The following is a 21,333-nucleotide window of genomic DNA, read 5'->3' as shown; positions in this document are numbered from 1 at the left end:
GGTCGCCCGGCGGCTCCGGCGCGCGGCGCGGTGAGCGCGGCGGCGACCACTGGCGGCAAGCGGCGCGGCCGCAAGCCCGCGGCGGCCGACGGCGCCCGCGTGTGCGCCATCATCGGCTGCGGCAAGCCCAGCCGGACCAAGGGCTACTGCGCGGCGCACTACCAGAAGCTGCGCATGCTGGAGAAGACCAACCGCCGCCCGTCCGCGTGGGTCGACTACGCTCCGCCGGACAGCGTGGAGGACATCAAGCTGCCTCGGGGGCGCGCCGCTTCGAAGGCGCTGGCTGCCGCTCAAGCGGCGAACGGCTAGCAAGCGGCACGCTGCCCCGGCCCGGGCAGAGAGTGACCGCACCCCCGTCAACCGCTCCGTCGCCTGGAGAGGGTTCGGGGTCCGCCCGTACGGGAGAAGGCTTGCCCGCGGGGGCGCGCAGGGGCATGAATGCCCGGGCCCATGAACAAACGAGACTTGGAGCCTGGCATCATCACCGACCTGGCCGGACGGACCACGTACGGTGAGTACCTTCAGCTCGACCGGGTGTTGTCGGCGCAGGTCCCGCGCTCACAGCCTCCCCATCACGACGAGCTGTTGTTCATCATCCAGCACCAGACCAGCGAGCTGTGGATGAAGCTTCTCATCCACGAGCTGAGCGCCTGCATCCGCTACGTCCAGGCGGACAAGCTGGAGCCCTCCTTCAAGATTTTCGCGCGCGTGGCGCACATCCAGCGGATGCTCTTCGAGCAGTGGAGCGTCCTGGAGACCCTCACGCCCAATGAATACCTGGAGTTCCGCGACGCGCTCGGGCCGGCCTCCGGCTTCCAGAGCTGGCAATACCGCGCGCTGGAGTTCCTGCTCGGTAACAAAGACGTGAACGCGCTCTCGCCCTTCCGTCACCAGCCGGACCTCCACGGCGAGCTGGGGCGGCTGCTCGAGTCCCCCAGCCTGTATGACGAATTCCTCCGCCACCTGGCGCGCATGGGACACCCGGTGCCGGAGAACCGCGTCGAGCGCGACTGGCGCCAGCCCTACGAGAAGAGCCCGGGGGTGGTGGAGGTGTTCCGGCGCATCTACGAGGACATCGACGCGCACTGGGACGCCTACGAGATGTGCGAGAAGCTGGTCGACACCGAGGAGCGCTTCCAGCTCTGGCGCTACCGCCACATGATGACGGTGATGCGCATCATCGGCTTCAAGCAGGGCACGGGCGGCTCGTCCGGGGTGTCCTTCCTGCGCAAGGCGTTGGACCTGCGCTTCTTCCCGGAGCTGTGGGACGTGCGCACGGAGCTGGCCCCGCCGCCCCGTGGCAGGACTCCCTGACGTCGTCCTTGGAGGGCCGTCCGGACCTCGGCATGCGCGCGTGACAGGGTTCGGCCGTGAAACATCGACATGTGACGCGGGGTGACCGGGTCGAGGCCTCGCGTCGCGTGTCGGAGCCGGGCCGGAGCGTCTGGCGTTCGTCAGGTTGACGAGGAATTCCGGCTTTGGACAGCCCGCGTGGGGATGGGCGGGCTAGGCTGGGGGCACCATGGCCGCCGCCGCCCCCCTGCTCTTCGACAAGGCGCACATCCTCTGCTACCGCACGTTCGACATCGCGGAGGAGATCGACCTCGAGCGCGCCCGGCGGGCGCTGTCCGAGGACACCCGTCGCCTGAAGCTGTCGCGTGAGAACAGCCAGTACCTGGAGCTGCCCAACCCGCCGCTGGCGTACGAGCTGGGGCGCCGGCCGCTGGCGCTGCGGGACGGGCCCATCACGGTGGATGCCACCGCGCGCCTGTTCGACCATGGCGCGGCGTCCATCATCCTGCGCGTGCCGGTGACGCCGGGCACGTCGGTGGAGCAGCTGACGCGCGTGGCGGACGAGCTCTACGACAGCCAGGCGTTGGAGGACCTGGCGGTGGAGCTGGTGGAGGGGGTGCGCAACACGATTGCGCCCGCGGCGCAGAAGCCGCACCTGTGGGACCAGAACGAGAGCTACACCGTCATCTTCGCGGAGGCGATTCGCGGCAACCCCTCCGCCGAGGAGGTGCGCACGCAGGCGGACCTGGCGCGGCTGCTCCTGGGGGAGAACGGCGAGACGCCGCTGTCGCGCCGCGAGAGCGAGGCCGTCACCCAGACGTCCTTCAGCTACACCGTCGACGACCTGGTCGTCATCGACTGGAACAGCGCCTTCGTCTACGAGCCGTCGGGCTCGAGGGACATCCCGGACCTGCTGGAGATCGCCAACGCGCAGCTCCTGGAGTTCCGCTACTACGACGCCCGGCTGGACGCGTACATCGCGCGCATCCACGACGAGGTGCAGGCCAAGCGGCACGGGTGGACGACGCTGTTCCGCAGCCCCTACCGGACGCTGACGCGCCAGACGCTGTCCACGCTGGTGGACCTGAACGAGTTCATCGAGCGGGTGGACAACAGCTTGAAGATCATCGGCGACTTCTACCTGGCCAAGGTCTACGAGGGCGCGGTGCGGCGCATGCGCATCCCCGCGTGGCAGGGGTCGGTGACGCGCAAGCAGCAGCTGCTCGCGCAGACGTATGGCCTGCTCAAGGGCGACGTGGACATCGACCGCTCGCACACGCTGGAGGCGGTCATCGTCCTGCTCATCGTGCTGGAGACCTTCTTCGCGGTCTTCAATGTGTTGGCTCACTGAAAGACGCGCGCAGGCCTCCGGGGTCGCCGGGTTCCGCTGACCTCGGGGACATGGGACACTGAGGACCTTGGGGCGGAGGCGATGGTGCCCGCCGTCCCGGGGGGGATGTGTGGGCATGAAGGCGCCCCAGAGCAGCCAGGGGGCCGCGGCGGACCGCGTGGTTCGGGTCGTGGAGCGGCTCATGACAGTGCCGTCGGTGCTGGACGACCTGTTGCGCCACGCGGCGGCGATGCTGCCCGTGTCGGGCCTGTTCGTGTGTTGGCGGGCCAACGGAGGCACGTCGCGCACGCGGCGCACGTCGGGGCTGGCGGAGGACGCGGCGGTGGCCTGTGGCCAGCGGCTCCTGCAGCGCGCGAAGGAGGCGCGCGGGGGGCTGGTGCCCTACGTGGCGGTGGACCTGGAGCGCGACGCGCTCTTGGCGGACGAGCCGGAGGCGCGGCGGCGGTTGGGGCCGGTGGCGCTGGTGGCGCTGCCGGTCACCTTCGAGTCGAACCCGGAGCTGATGGGGGTGGTGGGCGCCATCTTCCGTCCCGGCCACCTGCCGACGGAGGAGGACGCGACGAAGCTGGGGCCCTGCGCGCGGCTGGCGGGGCTGGCGTTGGAGCGCGAGCAGGTGGCGGAGGACGCGCGCCAGGCGGCGGCGCGGGCGCGGGCGGAGGTGGAGCAGCAGGAGGTGGCGCGGCTGGGGCGCTTCCAGACGGTGACGGAGGCCTTCGGCCAGACGCTCAGCCGGGTGGAGGTGGCGCACGTGGTGCTCGACCTGGGGCTGCCGGCGGTGGAGGCGGCGGCGGGCATGGTGCACCTGACGGCGGAGCGGGGCGCCAACGCGGAGCTCATCGCGGCGGTGGGGGTGCCGGACGCGCTGTTGGAGCCCATGCGGGTGTTGCCGCGGGAGGGCGAGGGCCTGCCGGGCTACGACGCCGTGCGCGCGGGTGCGCCCGTGTGGCTGGAGACGCTGGAGGAGACGCGCGAGCGCTATCCCCAGGTGGCGGCGTTGATGGAGCGGGGGCCGCTGCGGGCGCTGGTGCTGTTGCCGCTGTTCGTGGAGGGGCGGGTGTTCGGCACGCTGGCCTTCGGCTTCGTCGAGGAGCGGTGCTTCACGCCCATCAAGCGCGCCTCCATCGTCGGGCTGTCGCGGCAGTGCGGGCAGGCGCTGGAGCGGGCGCGGCTGTACGAGCGCGAGCACACCGCGCGGCTGGAGGCGGAGGCGCTGGGGGGACGGCTGAGCCTGCTGGCGGACGCGAGCGCGCTGATGTCGGGGACGCTCGGTTGGGAGGAGACGGTGTCGGGCGTGGCGCGGTTGGCGGTGGGGCCGTTCTCGGACGGGTGCGCGGTGGATTCGTACGAGGACGGGGTGCTGCGCCGGCTGGTGGTGCTGCACGCGGAAGGGGGCGACGCGGAGCGGATGCGGGAGTTGACGAGCTTCCCCCCGCACCTGGGGCAGGCGTCGGCGCTGGCGCGGGTGCTGGAGACGGGGCAGTCGCGCATGGAGACGCGCCGGACGCGGGTGCCGGCGGCGGACGGGCAGCCGGCGACGTGGAGCGTGTGCGCGCTCATCGTGACCCCGCTGGTGGCGCGGCAGCGCACGCTGGGGGCGCTCACCTTCGTGCGCGAGTCGTGGCGGGCGCCCTTCGACGTGGCGGACCTGGCGCTGGCGGAGGAGCTGGCGCGCCGCGCGGCGATGGCCATGGACAACGCGCGGCTGTTCCGCGACGCGCGGGCCGCGGAGGAGGAGAGCCGGCGCAGCGCCGCGCGGTTGCACGTGCTGGTGCAGGTCAGCCAGCTCATCGCGGAGGCGGGGTTGGACCTGCCCACGGTGCTGGATGTGCTGGCGCGCAAGGTGTCGGAGGCGTTGGGGGGCGCGTGCGTGCTGCAGTTGCTCGACGAGGACCGGACGATGTTGGAGGTGGAGGCGGCGCACCACCCGGACCCGGAGGCGCGCGAGGTGCTGGGGCTGTCGCTGCGGCTGCATCCGGCGCGGGTGGGGGCGGGGTTGTCCGGGCGGGTGGCGGCGGCGGGGCAGACGTTGTTCGTGCCCCGGTTGTCGGCGGAGGAGCTGCGCGAGGACGTGTCGCCGGAGGGGGTGACGTTCCTGGAGCGGTACGGGCCGCAGAGCCTCATCATCGTGCCGTTGGGGGCGCGGGGGCGGGTGCTGGGGACGCTGGGGGTGATGCGCGAGGCGCGGGGGCGTGAGTACACGATGGAGGAGCGCGCGCTGCTGGAGAGCCTGGCGGCGCGGGCGGCGCTGGCCATCGAGGACGCGCGGCTGTACGGGGCGGCGACGCAGGCGGTGAAGGCGCGGGACGAACTGCTCAGCGTGGCGGGGCACGAATTGAAGTCGCCGCTCAACGCGTTGCAGTTGCAGATCGACCTGCTGGCGCGGATGGCGAAGGACGCCATGGCGGCGAGCGGGTTGGCGGAGCGGGCGGAGAAGGCGGCGCGGGCGGGGCAGCGGTTGGAGTTGCTCATCGACGACCTGTTGGACGTGTCGCGCATCAGCGCGGGGCGGCTGAAGCTGCACCGCGAGGAGGTGGACCTGGCGGCGCTGACGCGGGAGCTGGTGTCTCGCATGTCGGAGGAGCTGGCGCGCGCGGGCAGCGAGGTGCGGATGGTGGCGGACGTGGTGGTGGTGGGGCAGTGGGACCGGTTGCGGCTGGAGCAGGTGTTGGTGAACCTGCTGTCCAACGCGGCGAAGTACGGCGCGGGGCGACCGGTGACGGTGGTGGTGGAGGCGAGCGGACCGATGGCCGAATTGGCGGTGCGCGACGAGGGCATCGGCGTGGCGGAGGAGGAGCAGGAGCGCATCTTCGAGCGCTTCGAGCGCTCCGCCGCGGTGCAACACTTCAAGGGGCTGGGGCTGGGGCTGTGGATCACCCGCCGCATCGTCGAGGCCCACGGCGGCGTCATCCGCGTGCAGAGCCAACCCGGCAAGGGCTCCACCTTCACCGTGCAGCTCCCGCTGCCGGGTTTCCACGCGACGTGAGCGGGTGGCTCAGAGCGAGCGGCACCCTGCCCGGGACAACGCTTGGGCGGTCGCGTCGAACTCGTCCTTGCGCCGAGTCGGGTCATCATCGTTTCCGGGTGGGACGTAGATGACCGTGCCTGCGCGGGCGCGGGTGAGCAGGACGCGGTAGCTGTTCAAGCGAAACCGCTGACGGTCCTCCGCCTTCACGCGCTTCCAGTGCGGGGCCTGCATCTTCCGCACAAGCCAGTGCTCTTCTTGCCAGAGCAGGTCTCCGCCCCAGCACACGCCTGCATAGTCCACTTCAAGCCCTTGGCAGCCGAACTCACTGAGAGGCGTCTCGAGCGCTCCAGAGCTTCGGAAGTCGGAGTAGGGCTTCAAGAACCAGTGCCCAATGGCGTCGAGCTCATTCGAGCGCGGCGCCGGGGGAATCCCCTCTGCGACGAGTCGAACTGCGTTCGAACTTGCGAGGAGGCCCGTTGAACGCCCGCCGCGGCGATAGCGCTGAAGCCAGGCCTTGGCGGCGTTGAGGTCTCGGGTGAGGTATGCAGGTGGCTCGCTCATCTCGTCTGCGACGCGCTTTGCTTCGTCGAGCGCCCCCGTGAGCAAGAGGGTCACCCATCGCCCATGGCGCTCGTTGCGAAATGCGCGCATCGAGTTCGCGAGATGCAGCCGGGGGTCTTCGTCGACGCGGAAAGCGGTCTGTGGGTTTCCAGCGAGGAGCCCCGGGCCCGAGACATCCGCTCCACCTCGGAGGGCTTGAGGTGCGGCCAGCACGCGCCACGGGCGACCCTCTGCGGCACTTTGGAACAACGCCTCCCCCCAGAGTGCGAGCCCCCCTTCGCCCTGGTTAATCTCTTGGCCAGGTCCCACCAGGCACACCAGGCAGGCCCATTCCAGTCGGTCCAGAATCGCTAGGAAGAGCGAGGGCTCGGACTGCGCTCGACCAAGGAGCTTCTTGCCGACCTCTGCATTCCAGGCCCGCTGGGCTTCATCAAAGATGATGACGTGCTCGGGCGGCTTTGAGTCTTGGTGGTGCTGCTTCAGGTAGCCAAGGAGGTTCTGGATGGCGGCTTCTGCCGTCCGCTTGGCCTGCTCTTTGGGGATGCCTGTTCGAGAGGCCTTGTCCGCTGCGAGGGACTCCGTGAGCACGTGGACCAGCGGCCGATTTCCCGAGAGCAGGGCCTTAGGCGCGTGCGTGCTCTGCTGTTGTGTGAGTGCCAGGTCGAGCCCGAGCAGCGTCTTCCCAGCTCCAGGCGTTCCGGTGACGAAGCAGACCACTTTCTCGCGCAGTTGCTCCGCTCGGCGAATCACGTCTTGCAGGGCGTTGGCCGTCGAGAGGAGCGAATCACTGGCAGCGTCTCCTCGTCCAATGTCGGCGACTTGGTGGCCCGCATAGAGGGCCTTGGCCGCTTCGATGATGGTGGGCGTGGGACGATAGGGGGAGTCCTGGAACGTCTTCCAATCGAGGGGCGGTTCGGCCTCGCCGCTCAGGCCTGCGGCTGCTTCCAGTGCCGCGCCCAATGTCTGGGCGTTCGTCTCGACCAGGTCTGCCACACGGTCGACATGCCGCACTCGAACGGGCTTCTTCGGGGCGCTCTCCGCACAGAGGACGGGGACGACGATGCGTGTTTGCGACACCCCATGGAAGTTGCGCAGGTCATGGGCGTAGCGCTCCGTCTGGAGCACGTCTTCTGCCGCATACCGTGACGCCCCCACCTTGAACTCGATGACGCAGACAACGCCCGAAGCGAGGACGACAGCGTCGAGCCGCTTGCCGGTTCTGAAGAGGGAGACCTCGAACAGCACCGACCAGGAATGACACTTGGGACCGAGGCTTTGAAGCGCTGCCGTCAGAATCGACAGCTCTCGCTCCCATGCCCGTACTTGCTCTGGCTCCGTTGGAAGCTGAAGGGCGCCCTGCTGGAGGGTGAATGTTCCGAGGATGCTTTGCGGCGGGGTCTGGAGAAACTCAGAGATGAAGGCTGCGTAGTAGGAACGCGAGGTCGGCTCTGCTCGGTGGTTCAAGGAGTCGTCTCTCCGGAGGCGAGCGCAAGCCTACCGTGTTCATGGAGGCGAGGGCGTCCGGGTTCATCTGGCGCGGCACCCAGCGCATTCCGCCCTCACGGGTCGTCCGCGAATCCCGGGGCGGTGCGGGACGCAACTCGACGCGTGTTCCGTGCGACAATCCAGCACTGTCGGAACGCATCGTGTTCGTCTACGTCGCCACGTTCGAGCCCAGGGCTCGTGCCATCGAGTCCAATCAGACCCCGGCGGGCCTCGCCAGGGCGCGTTCCCTCGACTTTCGCCTCACGTCTGCCTTCTGCCCACTCTCATCCAAGGGCTCGCGCGTCATTGCGCGCCCTTGAACGCCCGGTCATCTCGTGCCTCGAAAGTCATCCGGCGCTTCCGCGAGACGGTCTCCCCGTCCACGAACAGGTGGGTTACGCTTGGCTTCACGTCCAGCGCCCCCATTGGACGCAGAGGCCGAATTCATGAGTGCTTCCAGCCCTTTGTTCGGTGACCTGCTGCTCAAGCTGGGCATCGTCACGCCCAGTCAGGTGCAGGAGGCGCTCGCGCTCCAGGCCCTGACGGGGCAGCGGGTGGGCGAGGCTCTCATCTCGCTCGGGTACGTCACCCGCGAGCAGATCCAGGACGCGCTGGGGGAGGCGCTCGGGTTGCACCATGACAAGGGCCCCACGCAGCCCGCCCTGGGCGAGCTGCTCGTGGGCCTCAAGTACGTGACGCTCGCGCAGCTCGAGGAGGCGCTCGCCCGCCAGCGCCGCGACGGGCGCAAGCTCGGCGAAATCCTCGTCGAGCTGGGCCACTGCACCTACAAGCAGATCTACGAGGCCCTGGGCCTGCAGAACCGCATCGCCGGGCGCCAGGAGAACCCGCGCCCCTTCGTCGACGGCCGCCGCCGCGTGGTGGTGGTGGACGACAGCCCCCTGGCCTGCGCCTTCGTGCAGGAGGGCCTGGTCGCGCTGGGCTACGAGGTCCTGTGCTTCCAGGACCCGTTCGAGGCGCTGGAGGGCATGAGCCGCCTGCAGCCGGCCATCGTCCTGAGTGATTTGGAGATGCCCGGCCTGGACGGCGTGGAGCTGTGCCGCCGCCTCAAGGAGGGCCCCACGCGGGGCCTGCCCGTCATCATCCTCACCGCCAACGACCGCGAGGCGGAGCGCGTGCGCGGCCTGCGCGCCGGCGCGGATGACTACGTCAACAAGTCCGCGTCCATGGACGAGCTGGCCGCGCGCATCGAGAGCGTCGTGCGCCGCACCGGCGAGACGGAGCGCATGCGCAAGCTGTTCGCGCGCTACACCTCCGCCGCCGTGGTGGACGAAATCCTCAAGAGCGCGGACGCCGTCGTCCTCACCGGCGAGAAGCGCGAGGTCACCGCGCTCTTCGCGGACATCCGCAACTTCACCGGCCTGGCGGAGAGCCTGCCTCCCGAGCAGGTCGTCGGCGTGCTCAACCAGGTGCTGGGCCGGCTGTCGGACGCGGTGCTGACGTGCGGCGGCACGCTGGACAAGTTCCTCGGCGACGGGCTGATGGCCGTGTTCGGCGCCCCGGTGGCGCGCACGGACGACGCGCTGCGCGCGCTCCAGTGCGCGAAGATGATGATGGACGCCATGACCGACCTGCGCGTGGAGGCGGAGGCGGAGTGGGCGGCCAACGGGCGCGAGGGCCAGCCGTTGGTGCTGGAGCTGGGCGTGGGCATCAACTCCGGCGTCGTCGTCGCGGGCAACATCGGCGGCACCCTGCGCGCGGAGTACACCTGCATCGGCGACGCGGTGAACGTGGCCGCGCGGCTGTGCGCGCTCGCGGGGCCCGGGGAAATCCTGGTGGGCGAGCGCACCCGGGAGCTGGTGGACGCCAACGAGACCGCCTTCGAGGACCTGCCCCCCGTCCGCCTGAAGGGCAAGCAGCAGCCGGTCCCCTTGTTCCGCGCCCTCTGAGGGCCGCGGCAACTCTTCCGCACCCGGAGGCCCTCGCGGCGGTAGGGTGCGGCGCATGAGTTCCACCTCCGACTCCCACCCTCCGCCCTCTCGCCGCTCGCCCATCCTCTGGGTGGGCCTGTCGTTCGCGCTGTTGCTCCTCTGCGCGGTGCTGGTGGGGGCGATGACGCGCTCGAAGGCGGTGTACTCGGAGCGCATCCACCAGGACATCGGCGTGCTGGAGGACGCGCTGGGGCGCTACCGGGCGGACGGGAACGTGCTGCCGGAGGAGGCGGACCTGGACTCGCTGCTCGTCCCCCGCTACCTCCCGTCGCTGCCCGTGGACCCGTGGGGGCGGCCCTACCGCTACACCTCCAACGGGGAGCAGGTGTTCATCGCCACGTTCGGCAAGAGCGACGACCGGGGCGGCAGCGGCGAGGAGCAGGACCACACCAACCACGACGGCCACCCCCGGCCGGACGTGAAGTAGCGAGCGTCCCCACGCTCCGTCCGGGCGCGCGCGCACGCCCCGGGCGCGAGTCCTCCCCGCGACCCGCTGGCCTCCAGGGCAGGCGGGCATGCCAGCGGGGCCGCCGGCCGCCACTCATCGTGGCCATCTGTTCTTCCTATGGGTGTGGAACGCCTGCACCCACCGAGGAGGGCGGCCATGGCCATCGTCTGTGCAACCCACCTGTCCGAGAGAGGCCCGGGCGCCCCGGAGGTCGCGGCGGCGCTGGCGACGAAGCTGGGGGAGCCCTTGCTGCTCGTCGGGGTGCTGGAGGGCGACGCCGGCCCGGCGGACGCGGTGTCGCTCGACGAGCACCAGGAGCGCCTCGAGGAGGTGGCCGAGCGCCTGGGGCTCCCCGAGGGGCGGATCCACTGCCGGGTGCAGTCCTTCGCGGAGGACGTGCTGGAGGACGCGGAGTGCCGCCACTCCCGCTGGGTGGTGGTGGAGGCGGAGGGGTGGCGCACGTCGGCCTGGCGCCGCGCGACGCTGCCGGAGCGGATGGCGCGGGCGGGGTGTGGCCCGGTGCTGTCGGTGCGGCGCGCGGAGGCGTTGGTGGACTGGGTCCGCGGGCGCCGGCGCCTGCTGGTGGTGGTGGGCGTGGATCCGCTGTCGGCCACCACCGAGGCCGCGGTCACGTTCCTGCGCGAGCTGCGCCGGGTGGGCGCGTGCGACGTGCTGGCCACCTACGTGTGCTCGCCGCTGGAGGAGCGGGAGCGGTTGGGCATCCACACGCCGGTGCACGTAGACGTGCTGGAGCCGGCGGCGCGGGACATGGAGAAGCTGGACCCGGCGGTGACGACGGTGCTCCAGCGCGAGGTGCGCGAGCGGGTGGGGGACCTCCTGGGCGAGGGGCGCGTGGAGGTGGTGCTGGAGCCGGGCTTCGGCCGGCCCGCGGACCACCTGCTGCACGTGGCGCTGGAGCGCGGCGCGGACCTGGTGGTGGTGGGCATGCACGCGCGCGGCATGGTGAAGCGGCTGTGGCATGGCTCGGTGTCCGCGGGCGTGCTGCGCCACGCGGAGCAGGCGGTGGTGTGCGTGCCGGAGGCGATGCGCGCGCCGCGCCACGCCCTGCCGCCGCGCAGCGTCCTGGTCCCGGTGGACTTCTCCGAGGCCAGCCTGCGCGCCATCTCCCAGGCGCGCACCCTGGTGGGCCCCGGAGGCCGAGTGCACCTGCTGCACGTGCACCGCAAGCGCATGGGCGAGCCGGGCTACCCGGACCACTACGGCGTGCTGCCGGAGCCGCTCCACGGACGGGACGCCATGTTGCGACGGCTGTGGTCGCTGGTGCCGCGCGACGAGGGCGCCCAGGCGCTCCAGTGGAGCGTGGAGGGTGTCTCCGGCGACGACGTGACGCAGGCCATCTGCCAGGCCACGGAGCGCGAGGGCGTGGACCTGGTGTGCGTGGGCACCTCCGGCGAGGGGCCCCGGGAGCCGGACCACCTGCACGGCGCCATCGCCCGCGAGCTGGTGGCGCGCTGCCGGCGGCCCGTCATGGTGGTGCCCACCGCGTGAGAGGGCCCGCGGGACGCGCTGGCCCCCTCGTACATGAAAGGCCTTTCAGGGTGGGTCATCGCGTGCCCCACCTGCGAGGACAGCCGGGCCGTTGAACGGTGGACCCCGTGGGACGTTAGAATCGCGCCGCCACGCTATCTCAGTCGGCAGGGGGTTTGCCGGATGACACTGAGCGGTTACCGAGAAGAAGAGCTCGTCTGCAACCGTGCGTCTGTCCTCATCCACGGAGGGACTGAAGAAGACCGGCGGTGCTGGGCCCAGGAGGCGGCGCGCCACTTCGATGCGGAGCTGGTGGAGGTGCGCCAGGCCGCGGACCTCCCCACGGCGCTGCGCCAGCGCAACGGCGTGGTGTTCATCGCCGATGCCGCCAAGCTCGGGCGGGACGGGCAGAGCCACATCCTCCGCTGCCTGCAGATGCAGGAGGAGCGCCCCAAGGTGGTGGTGGGCCTGTCCGGCGGCGCGGAGTCCGCGCTGGCGCGCGGCACGCTGCGCGAGGACCTGCACTACCGCCTGCACCAGGCCCAGGTGGATCTCCAGCGCGAGGGCCTGCGGGACCTGCTGCGCCGGCGCTGGGCGCTCCAGGCGGAGCAACTGGCCATCAAGGCCGCCGCCGTGAAGGCCGCCGAGGAGCTCGCGCGCGCCGCCGCCGAGGCCCGTCGCCCGGGGTCGGTGACGCGCACCGCTCCCCGCCAGCGCAAGTCCTCCGTCGCCTCGCGCAAGGCGGCCCAGCGCAACGCCCAGCCGCGCTGACGTCGCCCGGGCCCGGCCGGGTCGACCGCCGGGCCTCGTGACGCCACCGCCACACGCCCCGGGGCGCATCGACGCCGTGGGGCGGGGTGTGCCCTGTCGCGTCCCTCGACTCCGTCAGCGTCCGGCGAACGAGGGCGTCCCTCGCGGCCCACCTCGCCGCGACACAGTCAGGAGCCCGTCCATGGACACGAAGCTGGCGCTCATCCGAGGAGACATCACCCGGGTCGACGCGGATGCCATCGTCAACGCCGCCAACACCTCGCTGCTCGGAGGCGGCGGCGTGGATGGCGCCATCCACCGCGCCGCGGGGCCGGAGCTGGTGGCCGAGTGCCGCCTGCTGGGAGGCTGCAACCCGGGCCAGGCGAAGCTGACCCGCGGCTACCGTCTGCCCGCGCGCCACGTCATCCACACCGTGGGCCCCGTCTGGCAGGGCGGTGGTCGGGGCGAGGCCGCGACGCTGGCGCGCTGCTACCAGAGCGCCTTCGCGCTCGTGGAGGCCAGGGGCTTCCGCTCCGTCGCCTTCCCCTCCATCTCCACCGGCATCTACCGCTTCCCCATCGACCGGGCCGCGGCCATCGCCCTGCGGGAAATCCGTGCGGGCCTGGGGCGACTGCCACTTCTTGAGAAGGTGACAGTGGTCCTCTTCTCCCAGCCGGACCTGGAGACGTATGAGCGCACACTGGCGGCGCTGGATTCGGATGGTGGGGCGAGGAATGTGTGAACGGGGAAAACTGGGCTACAGTCCGCGCCACTGCCTTATTTCTTCCTACGTGGAGCCAAGCCATGTCTCAGCAGGGGAGCGGTGCTGACAAGCCCAAGAACGGCCTCAAGCGTCCCATCGAGGTGGTTCGCGCCGAGCTGCTCAAGGACCCGGACACGAAGAAGATCGCCGACGCGGTCCAGTTGAAGCTCGAGGAGTACGTCGAGCTCGTCCTGAAGTACGCGCAGGACAAGGACCTGGAGCCCCAGCTCACCATCGTCTCCGACGAGGACCTGCGCAAGAACGGCGTCACCCCGGTGACCGTCGACGACGCGGTGGACATCGTCGTCAAAGGGGTGAAGGGCGAGCTGCCCGGTTCTCCGCCGGACTTCGAGGCCTCCAAGTTCTCCGAGTCGAAGGGCGCGGCCGGCAAGCCGTCCCTGTCGGGCGAGACCGCTCCGGCGGGTGATGCGGCGCCCTCGACGAGCCCCCAGGACGAGGCCGAGCGCAAGGCGCTCATGGATCAGCTCAAGCGTGGTGGTGGCGGCGGCGGTCGGGTCTGAAATCCGGCCGGGCGGGGCGGGCGGAATGCCGGGGAAAATGAACCGGAAATTCTGGCGGAAACAATTCCACGCCCCCACCGAGAATCACTCTGAGTCTTCTCTTCGGCGAACGCGCCTCACCAAACTTCCTAGCAATCACGGGGTGATATCATGGGCTTGAACATCGGCGGTCTCTTCAACGGCTTCAAGAACATCGCGAACAAGGTTGCGGACTTCGCGAAGGGCGTGACCAACATCGCGGGCAAGGTCGTTGACACCCTGTCGAAGCCGGCCTCGGCCCTGATCGAGCCCTTCGCCAAGAAGATCGGCGAGACGCTGGGCAAGATTCCCTTCGCCGGCAAGTTCCTCGGCCCCATCGCCGAGAACCTGCTGAAGCAGGGCGCGACGGCGCTGCTCGGTGCCGGCCCCCTGTCCGGCATCGGCTTCCTCTCGAAGATCGCCGACGGCGCGGGCCAGCTGTCCAAGGTCGCCCAGACGGTCGGTGGCATCGCCGGCCAGCTCGGCGCGCTGGGCAACCCCCAGGGCCAGGCCAACCTGGCGAACATCTTCGCCCACAAGCAGGCCGCCTCCATCTTCTGAGCCACGCTCGCGCCCCAGGCGCGATGACGTAGCCAACCGAGGGCCGGTTCCCGCCAACGCGGGGCCGGCCCTTCGGCTTTGCGGGCCAGACGCCGGAGCGACTCGGGGCGCGCGCTCGTTCCCGGCTCCACGGATGCCAGGGGCGCTGGGCCCAGGTGTTGGGGGGGGCGCCTGCCCCATGGGCGACATCCGCGCGGAGCCCGGCTTCTCCTGGTGCCGATGCGTGGGCGCGGCCCGGTGCCTGCTGGACCCGGGCTCCCTTGCGAGGGTGTCCCACGCGCGAAGAGGGGTCGCTCCGGTTGGGGCCGTGAGGCCAGCGAGCCTCGGGGCGTTCTTCGACTGGGGCGGTTGTTCGGAGGTGAGGCCTGGGGCGCCAAGACGGGACGCCGGCTGCGATCCACGGCCTGGGTCTCCGGTGCCCCTCGGTGAGCCCCGAGGCACTCGCAACAATCGAGACTCGGAGTGAATAGGCGGTCCACCGACCCGCTCGGGCTTCGAGCGGGTGGATCCGCGAGGTGGGAGGCAACCGTCGCGGTGGTGGGGCGGGTTGGTTCGGGGAGGGTGGATCAACCCCACCGCCACGCCCGTGCGGGCCAGACACCTCGAGGACGACTCAGCCCTCGTCGCGGACCAGGCGATGGACGTCGCTCAGGAGCCGGTCGGTGGAGCTGCTGTCGGCGCTGTCGTAGTAGCCGCGCACCTGGCCGTGAGCATCCACGAGGACGAAGTGGGTGCCGTGGAAGATGGAGAGCAGGTCGTCCTCGGGGGCGCCGGCCTCTCGGCCCATGCTGACCTTGAAGCCCTGGACGATGGTGTCCTTGAGCACCTCGTAGTCGCCGGTGAGGAAGCTCCAGCGGGCGAAGTCGGCGCCGTGGAGCTGGCCGTACTCGGCGAGGCGCTCGGGCGTGTCGTACTTCGGGTCGACGGAGAAGGACACGAGCTGGAGGTCGGCGCCGAGCGACGCGGTGCTCTGCTGCACGTGGGCCATCTTCCGCGTGAAGGCGGGGCACACGGTGGGGCAGCGCGTGAAGATGAAGTTGGCGATGAAGGGGTGACCGCGGAGCTGGGCGTTGCCGAACGGCTTCCCGTCCTGCCGGGTGAAGGTGAAGTCCGGGAGCGCTCCGAGCTGGGGGAGCGGCTCGCTCCGTCCACGCAGCATGCTGAACCCGGCGGCGGCGGTGATGCACAGCGCGGCGACGGCGATGCCGGCCCAGAAGCCGGGGCGCTGGGTGAGGCGGGCCTGGGGAATCGCGAGCGGGGATTCGACGGACATGGGGGCGGAACTAACGAAAGGTCCGCACGGGCACAAGCGCGGCGGGGCGCGCACGGTCAACCTGCCTACTCAGGCGCTGTAGGCGACAGCGGGTCGCCCCGAGGGCAGGCAGGCCCAGCGGAGGCCCACGCCTTGAGGGGCACCATGCCGCGTGCTAGCCCGGGGGCCGGCGATGACGGGCGAGCACTCCCATGTGGTTCGCGAAGGCGCGGCCAACCGCTCTCCAGGAACGGCGCGCGGCGACGTGCGCGGGTCGGCGCCGAGGGACGTGACTCCTTCGGGCCGTGAGCCGAGCGTGGTCCTCTGCCCAGGGGCGGCGATGACGGGCGAGCCCGTCGAGGTCGTTCGCGATGGCCAGGCGCGCCCTTCCCCGGGAACGGTCAGCAGGTCGGGGCCGACGGGGAGTGGTCGTGGCCTGCGCGCGGTCCGCAGCCCGGATGCGGCGATGACGAGCGAGCACGTCCAGGTCCGTCGCGAAGGCGAGGCCCGGCTTCCTCCTGACACACGTGGGCCTGGAGTGCGTGGCGTGCGCCCTTCGGAGGGCCGTGCACCGCGCGGAATGCTCACCGTGTCGCGGTGGGCGGTGCTCCTGTCCATCATCCCCGTGGACGCGCTGGCATGCGCGACCTGTGCGCTGCGTGAGCCGGAGTCCGCGGTGCGCTCGGTGTTGTTGGTGGCGGGGCTGATGCTCTCGCCCTTGCTCGTGGTGGGCATGGGCGTGTGGGCGGTCCGGCGGCTCGCGCGCGAGGAGCAGCGATGAGCGACTCCTCGCCCCGGCCCGTCGTCGAGGCTCCCGCCGGGAGTCCGCGCGGCGACGCGTCGCGAGCGTGGACGCTGTCGCTCCCCGAGGATGCGAGCACCCACGGGCATCGCATCGACGCGCTGCTGGGCTGGAGCCACCGGTTCGAGGCGGGGCTGGCGCTGGTGGCGCTCGGCTGGCTGGCCGTGGCGGTGTGGCGCTTCCGAGGGGCGCGGCGCGCGGCGTCGGACGGCGGCACGCGACGCTCCCGTGCGTGGGTGCTGGGGTTGGCGTTGAGCGTGTTCCTCGTCGTGGACGGGACGCTGCTGGTGGGCTCGGAGGGCTACCTGCGCGACGTGCTGTGGAACCTCGAGGTCCCCGCGAAGGACCCGCGCACGGTGCGCATCGAAATCAACGCGCACCAGTGGTCCTGGGAGGCGCGGTACGCGGGCGCGGATGGGCGCTTCGGCACGGCGGACGACGTGGTGACGTGGAACGACCTGCGTGTGCCCGCGGGAGTGCCCGTCTGGGTGCAGGTGGTCTCCACGGACGTGGTGCACGGCTTCTCGCTGCCGCACTTCCGCGTGAAGCTGGACGCGATTCCGGGGCGCGTGAACCAGACATGGTTCCAGGCCGCGCGTGAGGGCGACTGGGAGGTGGCCTGCTATCAGCACTGCGGCACCAGCCACTACCGGATGCGCGGCGTGCTGCGCGCCGTGTCGCCGGAGTCCTATGCGACGTGGCTCCAGGAAGCGGGGCGGCAGGCGGAGCGCGTCTACGACGCCGACGACACCGCCGCGAACTGGGGTTGGGAGTGGAAGGCGCCATGAGTCTCTTCGCGACCGACCACAAGGCGGTGGCGCGGCGCTACCTGTGGAGCGGGCTCGGCTTCCTGTTGTTCGGAGGGTTGCTGGCGCTGCTCATCCGTTGGCAGTGGGCCTTCCCCGGGCAGCCGGTGCCGGGGCTCGCGTGGGCCCTCCCCGAGTCACGAGGCGCGTTGACCCCGCCCACGTACACGGCGGTGTTCACCATGCACGGGCTGGTGATGATCTTCTTCGCGGTGACGCCGCTGTTGTTCGGCGCGCTGGGGCACTTCGTGTTGCCCCTGGCCATCGGCGCGAGGGGGCTGGCCTTTCCCCGGCTGTCATCCGTGGGCTACTGGGTCTACGCGCTGGGCGGGGTGCTGGTGCTGGCCTCGTTCGGACTGCGGCTCGGGCCGGCGAGCGCGGGATGGACGGCGTACCCGCCCTTGTCGACGTCGGTCTTCACGCCGGGCCTGGGGCAGACGCTGGTGACGGTGGCGGTGCTGTGCGCGGGCGTGTCGGCGTTCCTGTACGGCCTCAACTTCGTCGTCACGGTGGTGCGGTGCCGGGCGCCGGGGATGACGTGGGGACGGCTGCCGCTGACGGTGTGGGGCCTGTTCTACGCCTCGGTGCTCAACGTGTTGTTCGTGCCGGTGCTCGCGGCGGCCACGGTGATGGTGTTGATGGACCGGTTGCTCGGCACGCAGTTCTTCGTGGCGGGCGCGGCGGCGGTGGGGGGAGGCGGGGACCCGCTGGTGTACCAGCACCTGTTCTGGCTGTTCGGCCACCCGGAGGTCTACATCCTCATCCTCCCGGCCTGGGGCATGGTGGGGGACTTCGTGGCCTTCTTCAGTCGGAAGCCCGCGCATGGCTATCGGCTGACGGCGGGCGCCATGGGCGCGGTGTCCGCGCTGAGCGGGCTCGTCTACGCGCATCACCTCTTCACCAGCGGCATGTCGCCGGTGCTCGGGCGCACGTTCATGGTGTTGACGCTGCTCATCTCGCTGCCGGCGGAGGTGATGTTCCTCAACTGGTTGATGACGTTGTGGCGGGGGAGCGTGCGGCTCACGTCGCCGATGCTCGCGGCGTTGACGACGATGGTCGTGTTCGGCCTGGGCGGCATCACCGGGCTCGCGTTGGGCGCGGTGGCCACCGACGTGCCGTTGCACGGGACGCTGTGGGTGGTGGGCCACTTCCACCTGACGATGGGCGCCGCGAGCTTCCTCGGTGTCTTCGCGGGCCTCTACTTCTGGTTCCCGAAGATGTTCGGCCGCGCGTTGCACGAGGGCCTCGCGAAGGCACACGTCCTGGTCAGCGCGGTGTTGTTCCTCGGCGTGTTCGGCGGACAGCTCGCGGCGGGCTACGCGGGACAACTGCGCCGCCTCTACGACCCGTACCAGTACACGTTCCTGCGGCACCTGCTTCCGCTGAACCAGTGGACGACGGCGTGTGCGTTCCTGCTGGGCGCGGTGCAGGTGCTGTTCGTGGTGAACCTGGTGTGGACGCTGCGGCGTGGGCGCGCGGCCGGGCCGAACCCCTGGAGCGTGGGCACCCTGGAGTGGACCTGCGCGCCGAGCCCTCCGCCCGAGGACAACTTCCCGCACGTCCCCGTGGTGCTGCGCGGGCCGCATGCGCTGTCGCAGCCCGAGTCGCTCGAGAGGCTGGGGCGCGATTGGTTGGGACAGGCGGAGGCGCTGCCGGGTGAGCCCGCGTCGGCCTCGGCATCCGAGCCCCCCGCGCTGGGGGTCGTGACGTGATGCGCCCCGACATCTCCGAGGCGGTCGAATGAGCACGGATTCCATGCACGCGATGCCGCCGGAGCCATCCTCCTCGACACCTCCTCCGTCCTCCCGCGCGTCCCGTCAGGACGAGGGCACGGCCTGGCTCGGCACGGTGCTCGGATGGTCGGCCTGGGCGATGTTCTTCGTGTCGCTCGTCTTCGCGGTGGGTTGGTTCCGGATGCGCGCGCCGTGGCCGGAGCTGCCCATCTCCCGCTGGGCGATGGGAGGCACGGGGCTGGCGCTGCTCGTGGGCAATGGCCTGCTGCCGCTCGCGGTGCGCCGCGACCTCCGCGAGCCGTCCGCCACGCCCTTCACGCCGTGGGTCGCGCTGGGGCTGGGGCTCGTCTTCCTCGCGCTCCAGGCGACGTGGACGCACCTGGCCTGGTGGAACGAGCACCTGCGCATCCCCGAGGGCGGCGTGCCCGCGTCCGCCTTCTACGGCCTCACCGCCCTGCACGCGCTGCATGTCGTCGGGGTGATGTTCGGCTTCTTCCTCGTCGCCGTCCGACACCTGCGGGGCGCGGATGTGAGAGCCTCGCTGCGGCGCCACGTCCTCGGTTGGCGCTTCGTGTCCGGGATGTGGCTGTTCCTCTTCGCGGCGGTGTACCTCCCATGAACTCTCGCGGCGCGCGGATGTCCGGGTCGTCGGGCCGATGGGCGCTGGGGCTCGTCGCGGTGCTCGCGCTGGCGGGTTGTCGCTCGCGCTCCAGTCCCACGTTCGAGCCGCTGAAGCTCGCGGACGGGCGGGTCGTCCCGGCGGAGACGCTGTCGCGCGGGCACTCGGTGTACACGTACTACTGCGCCTCGTGCCACGGCGAGAACGGGGACGGGCAGGGGCCCGCGGGTCGCGGCATGCGGCCGGTGCCGCGCAACTTCCGGCTGGCCCTCTTCAAGTTCGGAGACGTCGCGGTGGGCGAGCTACCCACGGACGAGGCGTTGAAGCGCACGCTGCGCCGTGGCCTGCACGGCACGCCGATGTTCGCCTGGGACGTCCCGGACGCGGACCAGGACGCGGTGCTGCAGTACCTGAAGACCTTCAGCCCCCGCTGGACGCAGGAGCCACCCGGACCGCCGCTGCCCGTGTCGCCGGACCCGTGGAAGGGCCGCGAGGCGGAGGCCCTGGAGCGCGGCAGGGTCGCGTATCACGTCGCGGGGAAGGGGAACGCGGGCTGCTCGGGCTGCCATGTCGCGTACCTGCCGCGCGCCGAGCTGGCCGCGCTGCTGGGGACGTCCCTGGGCCGCAAGGTGGACCTCTCCAAGCTGGACCCGTACACCGCGCAGGCCCGCGAGTCCGACCACCCCGTGGAGCTGGACGCGAAGGGCGAGCCCACGCGTACGCAGAAGGTGCTCCCGCCGGACTTCCTCTTCCACGAGCTGCGCACGGTGTGGCCGGAGGGCGAGCGGGTCGACGGCACACCGTACACGGCGGAGCGCCAGCGCGAGGACCTCTACCGGGTGATTGCCTCCGGCGTGGGGGGCGCGGCCATGCCCACCTGGAAGGGCGCCATCCCCGAGGAGAACCTCTGGGCGCTCGCGTACTACGTGCAATCGCTCGTGAGGCTGCGCGACACGGACGAGGCGGACGTGCTCAAGGCCCGGCTCCGGAGCTCCACCATGGGGAGCCCTCCCTGACCTGCGTCACGCGGCCGTGGCCACGGAGTCCGTCGTCTCCGGGAGGGGCACGAGCTGGGAGGCGGGGCTCGACTGGAGTCGGATGAGCTTCAGCCGGGAGAGCAGCCGCAGCGCATGCCACACCGGGTCCACCTCGAAGCGGCGCGAGGCGAAGTTGGGGCTCGCGGGGCGGGCATGGTGGTTGTTCTGGAACAGCTCGCCCATGCACAGCAGGTCGACCGGCAGCGAGTTGCGGGACTCGTCCCGCGTCGCGAAGTTGCGGTAGCCGTAGCGGTGGCCACACCAGTTGACGATGGCGCCGTGGATGGGGCCGAGCACGAACTGCGCGGGCAGGAGCAGCCAGTGCCACGGCTGGGTGGCGAAGCGCACGTAGAACAGGGTGTAGAGCGCGCCGAAGGTGACGCGAGAGGCCCAGTGGTTGAAGACCCGCTCCGCGAGCGGCCACTCCGGATAGCCTCCCTCGAAGCGTGGCTCGGAGCGCAGGCGTCGGGTGAGCAGGCCCTCGAAGCGCCGCGCCGTCTCGCGCATCATCCGCAGCGGGTTCCGGTGATGGGTGGGCGCGTGCGGGTCCTTCGCGGTGTCCGCGAACGCGTGGTGTTCGCGGTGCAGGAGCGCGTACGCGCGCGGGTCGAGGTAGCTCGAGCCCTGCACGAGCGCGGTGCACAGGTGGAGCGCCCGCTCGGTGCGCGGCTTCATCGTGTACATGCGGTGCGCGGCGTAGCGATGCTGGAAGAGACTCTGGAAGAAGACGCTCAGGGCCCAGTGCGTGACGAAGAAGAATGGAACCATGGAGGGGCAAACCGCGCGCGGTGTCACGTGGGTGTCAGGGATCGACCGAAAGCGTCAGCAGGCCAACAGGCGACACGCCGTTTCGTTGGATGCTCCTCGCCTTGGCCGAGGAGGGGACGCACCCAGGCAGCTCGGGTGACTTCTCCGGAGGGTGAACGCGTGA

Annotated in this window: 18 protein-coding genes and 1 pseudogene; 16 read left to right on the top strand and 3 right to left on the bottom strand. The window is 71.0% G+C overall.

Going from position 1 to position 21,333, the window contains the following annotated elements:
• From LZ198_RS35350 to LZ198_RS43310, 4 genes and pseudogenes are all read left to right on the top strand, one after another.
• A pseudogene (locus LZ198_RS35350) lies at positions 1 to 309 on the top strand (cell wall protein); the annotation flags it as partial.
• Between the two features lie 129 nt (positions 310 to 438).
• Positions 439 to 1,314: a tryptophan 2,3-dioxygenase gene (locus LZ198_RS35345; protein WP_253976546.1), complete on the top strand. Its 876-nt coding sequence runs from the start codon at positions 439 to 441 to the stop codon at positions 1,312 to 1,314.
• 208 nt (positions 1,315 to 1,522) lie between these two features.
• Positions 1,523 to 2,644, top strand: a complete 1,122-nt coding sequence (locus tag LZ198_RS35340; RefSeq protein ID WP_253976545.1) for a hypothetical protein — start codon at positions 1,523 to 1,525, stop codon at positions 2,642 to 2,644.
• Positions 2,645 to 2,759: 115 nt separating this feature from the next.
• On the top strand, positions 2,760 to 5,627 hold the full coding sequence (locus tag LZ198_RS43310; protein ID WP_267145501.1) for a sensor histidine kinase: 2,868 nt from the start codon (positions 2,760 to 2,762) through the stop codon (positions 5,625 to 5,627).
• Between the two features lie 9 nt (positions 5,628 to 5,636).
• Here LZ198_RS43310 and LZ198_RS35325 read toward each other — a convergent pair whose 3' ends face one another.
• Complete coding sequence (locus tag LZ198_RS35325; RefSeq protein ID WP_253976544.1) at positions 5,637 to 7,634, bottom strand: DNA/RNA helicase domain-containing protein; 1,998 nt, start codon at positions 7,632 to 7,634, stop codon at positions 5,637 to 5,639.
• A 467-nt stretch (positions 7,635 to 8,101) separates the two neighbouring features.
• On the opposite strand from LZ198_RS35325, the gene LZ198_RS35320 reads away from it, so the two are divergent.
• The 7 genes from LZ198_RS35320 (at position 8,102) to LZ198_RS35290 (ending at position 14,153) form a co-directional block, all read left to right on the top strand.
• Positions 8,102 to 9,562: a response regulator gene (locus LZ198_RS35320; protein WP_253976543.1), complete on the top strand. Its 1,461-nt coding sequence runs from the start codon at positions 8,102 to 8,104 to the stop codon at positions 9,560 to 9,562.
• 55 nt (positions 9,563 to 9,617) lie between these two features.
• On the top strand, positions 9,618 to 10,031 hold the full coding sequence (locus LZ198_RS35315; protein WP_253976542.1) for a type II secretion system protein GspG: 414 nt from the start codon (positions 9,618 to 9,620) through the stop codon (positions 10,029 to 10,031).
• A gap of 177 nt (positions 10,032 to 10,208) precedes the next feature.
• Positions 10,209 to 11,561, top strand: coding sequence for a universal stress protein (locus tag LZ198_RS35310; RefSeq protein WP_253976541.1), 1,353 nt, complete (start codon positions 10,209 to 10,211; stop codon positions 11,559 to 11,561).
• A 162-nt stretch (positions 11,562 to 11,723) separates the two neighbouring features.
• Positions 11,724 to 12,311: a Fis family transcriptional regulator gene (locus LZ198_RS35305; protein WP_253976540.1), complete on the top strand. Its 588-nt coding sequence runs from the start codon at positions 11,724 to 11,726 to the stop codon at positions 12,309 to 12,311.
• 181 nt (positions 12,312 to 12,492) lie between these two features.
• The gene (locus tag LZ198_RS35300; RefSeq protein ID WP_253976539.1) at positions 12,493 to 13,032 is read left to right on the top strand and encodes an O-acetyl-ADP-ribose deacetylase; all 540 of its coding nucleotides are present in this window, start codon (positions 12,493 to 12,495) and stop codon (positions 13,030 to 13,032) included.
• 62 nt (positions 13,033 to 13,094) lie between these two features.
• A complete protein-coding gene (locus LZ198_RS35295; RefSeq protein ID WP_253976538.1) occupies positions 13,095 to 13,574 on the top strand; it encodes a hypothetical protein in 480 nt (159 codons plus the stop codon).
• 150 nt (positions 13,575 to 13,724) lie between these two features.
• On the top strand, positions 13,725 to 14,153 hold the full coding sequence (locus LZ198_RS35290) for a hypothetical protein (RefSeq protein WP_253976537.1): 429 nt from the start codon (positions 13,725 to 13,727) through the stop codon (positions 14,151 to 14,153).
• Between the two features lie 613 nt (positions 14,154 to 14,766).
• On the opposite strand, the gene LZ198_RS35285 is transcribed toward LZ198_RS35290, so the two are convergent.
• The gene (locus LZ198_RS35285; protein WP_253976536.1) at positions 14,767 to 15,426 is read right to left on the bottom strand and encodes an SCO family protein; all 660 of its coding nucleotides are present in this window, start codon (positions 15,424 to 15,426) and stop codon (positions 14,767 to 14,769) included.
• A gap of 526 nt (positions 15,427 to 15,952) precedes the next feature.
• Between LZ198_RS35285 and LZ198_RS35280 the strand changes: the two genes are divergently transcribed.
• The 5 genes from LZ198_RS35280 to LZ198_RS35260 are packed head-to-tail and all read left to right on the top strand — an operon-like array spanning position 15,953 to position 20,381.
• Positions 15,953 to 16,186, top strand: coding sequence for a hypothetical protein (locus LZ198_RS35280; protein WP_253976535.1), 234 nt, complete (start codon positions 15,953 to 15,955; stop codon positions 16,184 to 16,186).
• The gene (locus LZ198_RS35275; protein WP_253976534.1) at positions 16,183 to 16,995 is read left to right on the top strand and encodes a cytochrome c oxidase subunit II; all 813 of its coding nucleotides are present in this window, start codon (positions 16,183 to 16,185) and stop codon (positions 16,993 to 16,995) included. Before LZ198_RS35280 ends, LZ198_RS35275 begins: the two co-directional genes overlap by 4 nt.
• Positions 16,992 to 18,725, top strand: a complete 1,734-nt coding sequence (locus LZ198_RS35270; protein WP_253976533.1) for a cytochrome c oxidase subunit I — start codon at positions 16,992 to 16,994, stop codon at positions 18,723 to 18,725. The genes LZ198_RS35275 and LZ198_RS35270 overlap by 4 nt, the downstream gene beginning before the upstream one ends.
• Before the next feature lie 28 nt (positions 18,726 to 18,753).
• On the top strand, positions 18,754 to 19,365 hold the full coding sequence (locus tag LZ198_RS35265) for a cytochrome c oxidase subunit 3 family protein (protein ID WP_253976532.1): 612 nt from the start codon (positions 18,754 to 18,756) through the stop codon (positions 19,363 to 19,365).
• The gene (locus tag LZ198_RS35260; protein WP_253976531.1) at positions 19,362 to 20,381 is read left to right on the top strand and encodes a c-type cytochrome; all 1,020 of its coding nucleotides are present in this window, start codon (positions 19,362 to 19,364) and stop codon (positions 20,379 to 20,381) included. Before LZ198_RS35265 ends, LZ198_RS35260 begins: the two co-directional genes overlap by 4 nt.
• A gap of 6 nt (positions 20,382 to 20,387) precedes the next feature.
• Here LZ198_RS35260 and LZ198_RS35255 read toward each other — a convergent pair whose 3' ends face one another.
• On the bottom strand, positions 20,388 to 21,170 hold the full coding sequence (locus LZ198_RS35255) for an acyl-CoA desaturase (RefSeq protein WP_253976530.1): 783 nt from the start codon (positions 21,168 to 21,170) through the stop codon (positions 20,388 to 20,390).
• Between the last annotated feature and the right edge of the window lie 163 nt (positions 21,171 to 21,333).

Source organism: Myxococcus dinghuensis, assembly GCF_024198235.1.
Lineage (GTDB): Bacteria > Myxococcota > Myxococcia > Myxococcales > Myxococcaceae > Myxococcus > Myxococcus dinghuensis.
The sequence above is the reverse complement of the archived record's forward strand: the minus strand, read 5'-3'. Positions and strand labels throughout refer to the sequence as shown.

Excerpts from the sequence above, each read along its gene's own strand:
- LZ198_RS35265 (WP_253976532.1), top strand. The coding sequence starts at position 18,754 with ATGAGCACGGATTCCATGCACGCGATGCCGCCGGAGCCATCCTCCTCG.
- LZ198_RS35295 (WP_253976538.1), top strand. The coding sequence starts at position 13,095 with ATGTCTCAGCAGGGGAGCGGTGCTGACAAGCCCAAGAACGGCCTCAAG.
- LZ198_RS35305 (WP_253976540.1), top strand. The coding sequence starts at position 11,724 with ATGACACTGAGCGGTTACCGAGAAGAAGAGCTCGTCTGCAACCGTGCG.
- LZ198_RS35320 (WP_253976543.1), top strand. The coding sequence starts at position 8,102 with ATGAGTGCTTCCAGCCCTTTGTTCGGTGACCTGCTGCTCAAGCTGGGC.
- LZ198_RS35290 (WP_253976537.1), top strand. The coding sequence starts at position 13,725 with ATGGGCTTGAACATCGGCGGTCTCTTCAACGGCTTCAAGAACATCGCG.
- LZ198_RS35340 (WP_253976545.1), top strand. The coding sequence starts at position 1,523 with ATGGCCGCCGCCGCCCCCCTGCTCTTCGACAAGGCGCACATCCTCTGC.
- LZ198_RS35255 (WP_253976530.1), bottom strand. The coding sequence starts at position 21,170 with ATGGTTCCATTCTTCTTCGTCACGCACTGGGCCCTGAGCGTCTTCTTC.
- LZ198_RS35285 (WP_253976536.1), bottom strand. The coding sequence starts at position 15,426 with ATGTCCGTCGAATCCCCGCTCGCGATTCCCCAGGCCCGCCTCACCCAG.
- LZ198_RS35275 (WP_253976534.1), top strand. The coding sequence starts at position 16,183 with ATGAGCGACTCCTCGCCCCGGCCCGTCGTCGAGGCTCCCGCCGGGAGT.
- LZ198_RS35315 (WP_253976542.1), top strand. The coding sequence starts at position 9,618 with ATGAGTTCCACCTCCGACTCCCACCCTCCGCCCTCTCGCCGCTCGCCC.
- LZ198_RS35260 (WP_253976531.1), top strand. The coding sequence starts at position 19,362 with ATGAACTCTCGCGGCGCGCGGATGTCCGGGTCGTCGGGCCGATGGGCG.
- LZ198_RS35310 (WP_253976541.1), top strand. The coding sequence starts at position 10,209 with ATGGCCATCGTCTGTGCAACCCACCTGTCCGAGAGAGGCCCGGGCGCC.
- LZ198_RS35300 (WP_253976539.1), top strand. The coding sequence starts at position 12,493 with ATGGACACGAAGCTGGCGCTCATCCGAGGAGACATCACCCGGGTCGAC.
- LZ198_RS35345 (WP_253976546.1), top strand. The coding sequence starts at position 439 with ATGCCCGGGCCCATGAACAAACGAGACTTGGAGCCTGGCATCATCACC.
- LZ198_RS35270 (WP_253976533.1), top strand. The coding sequence starts at position 16,992 with ATGAGTCTCTTCGCGACCGACCACAAGGCGGTGGCGCGGCGCTACCTG.
- LZ198_RS43310 (WP_267145501.1), top strand. The coding sequence starts at position 2,760 with ATGAAGGCGCCCCAGAGCAGCCAGGGGGCCGCGGCGGACCGCGTGGTT.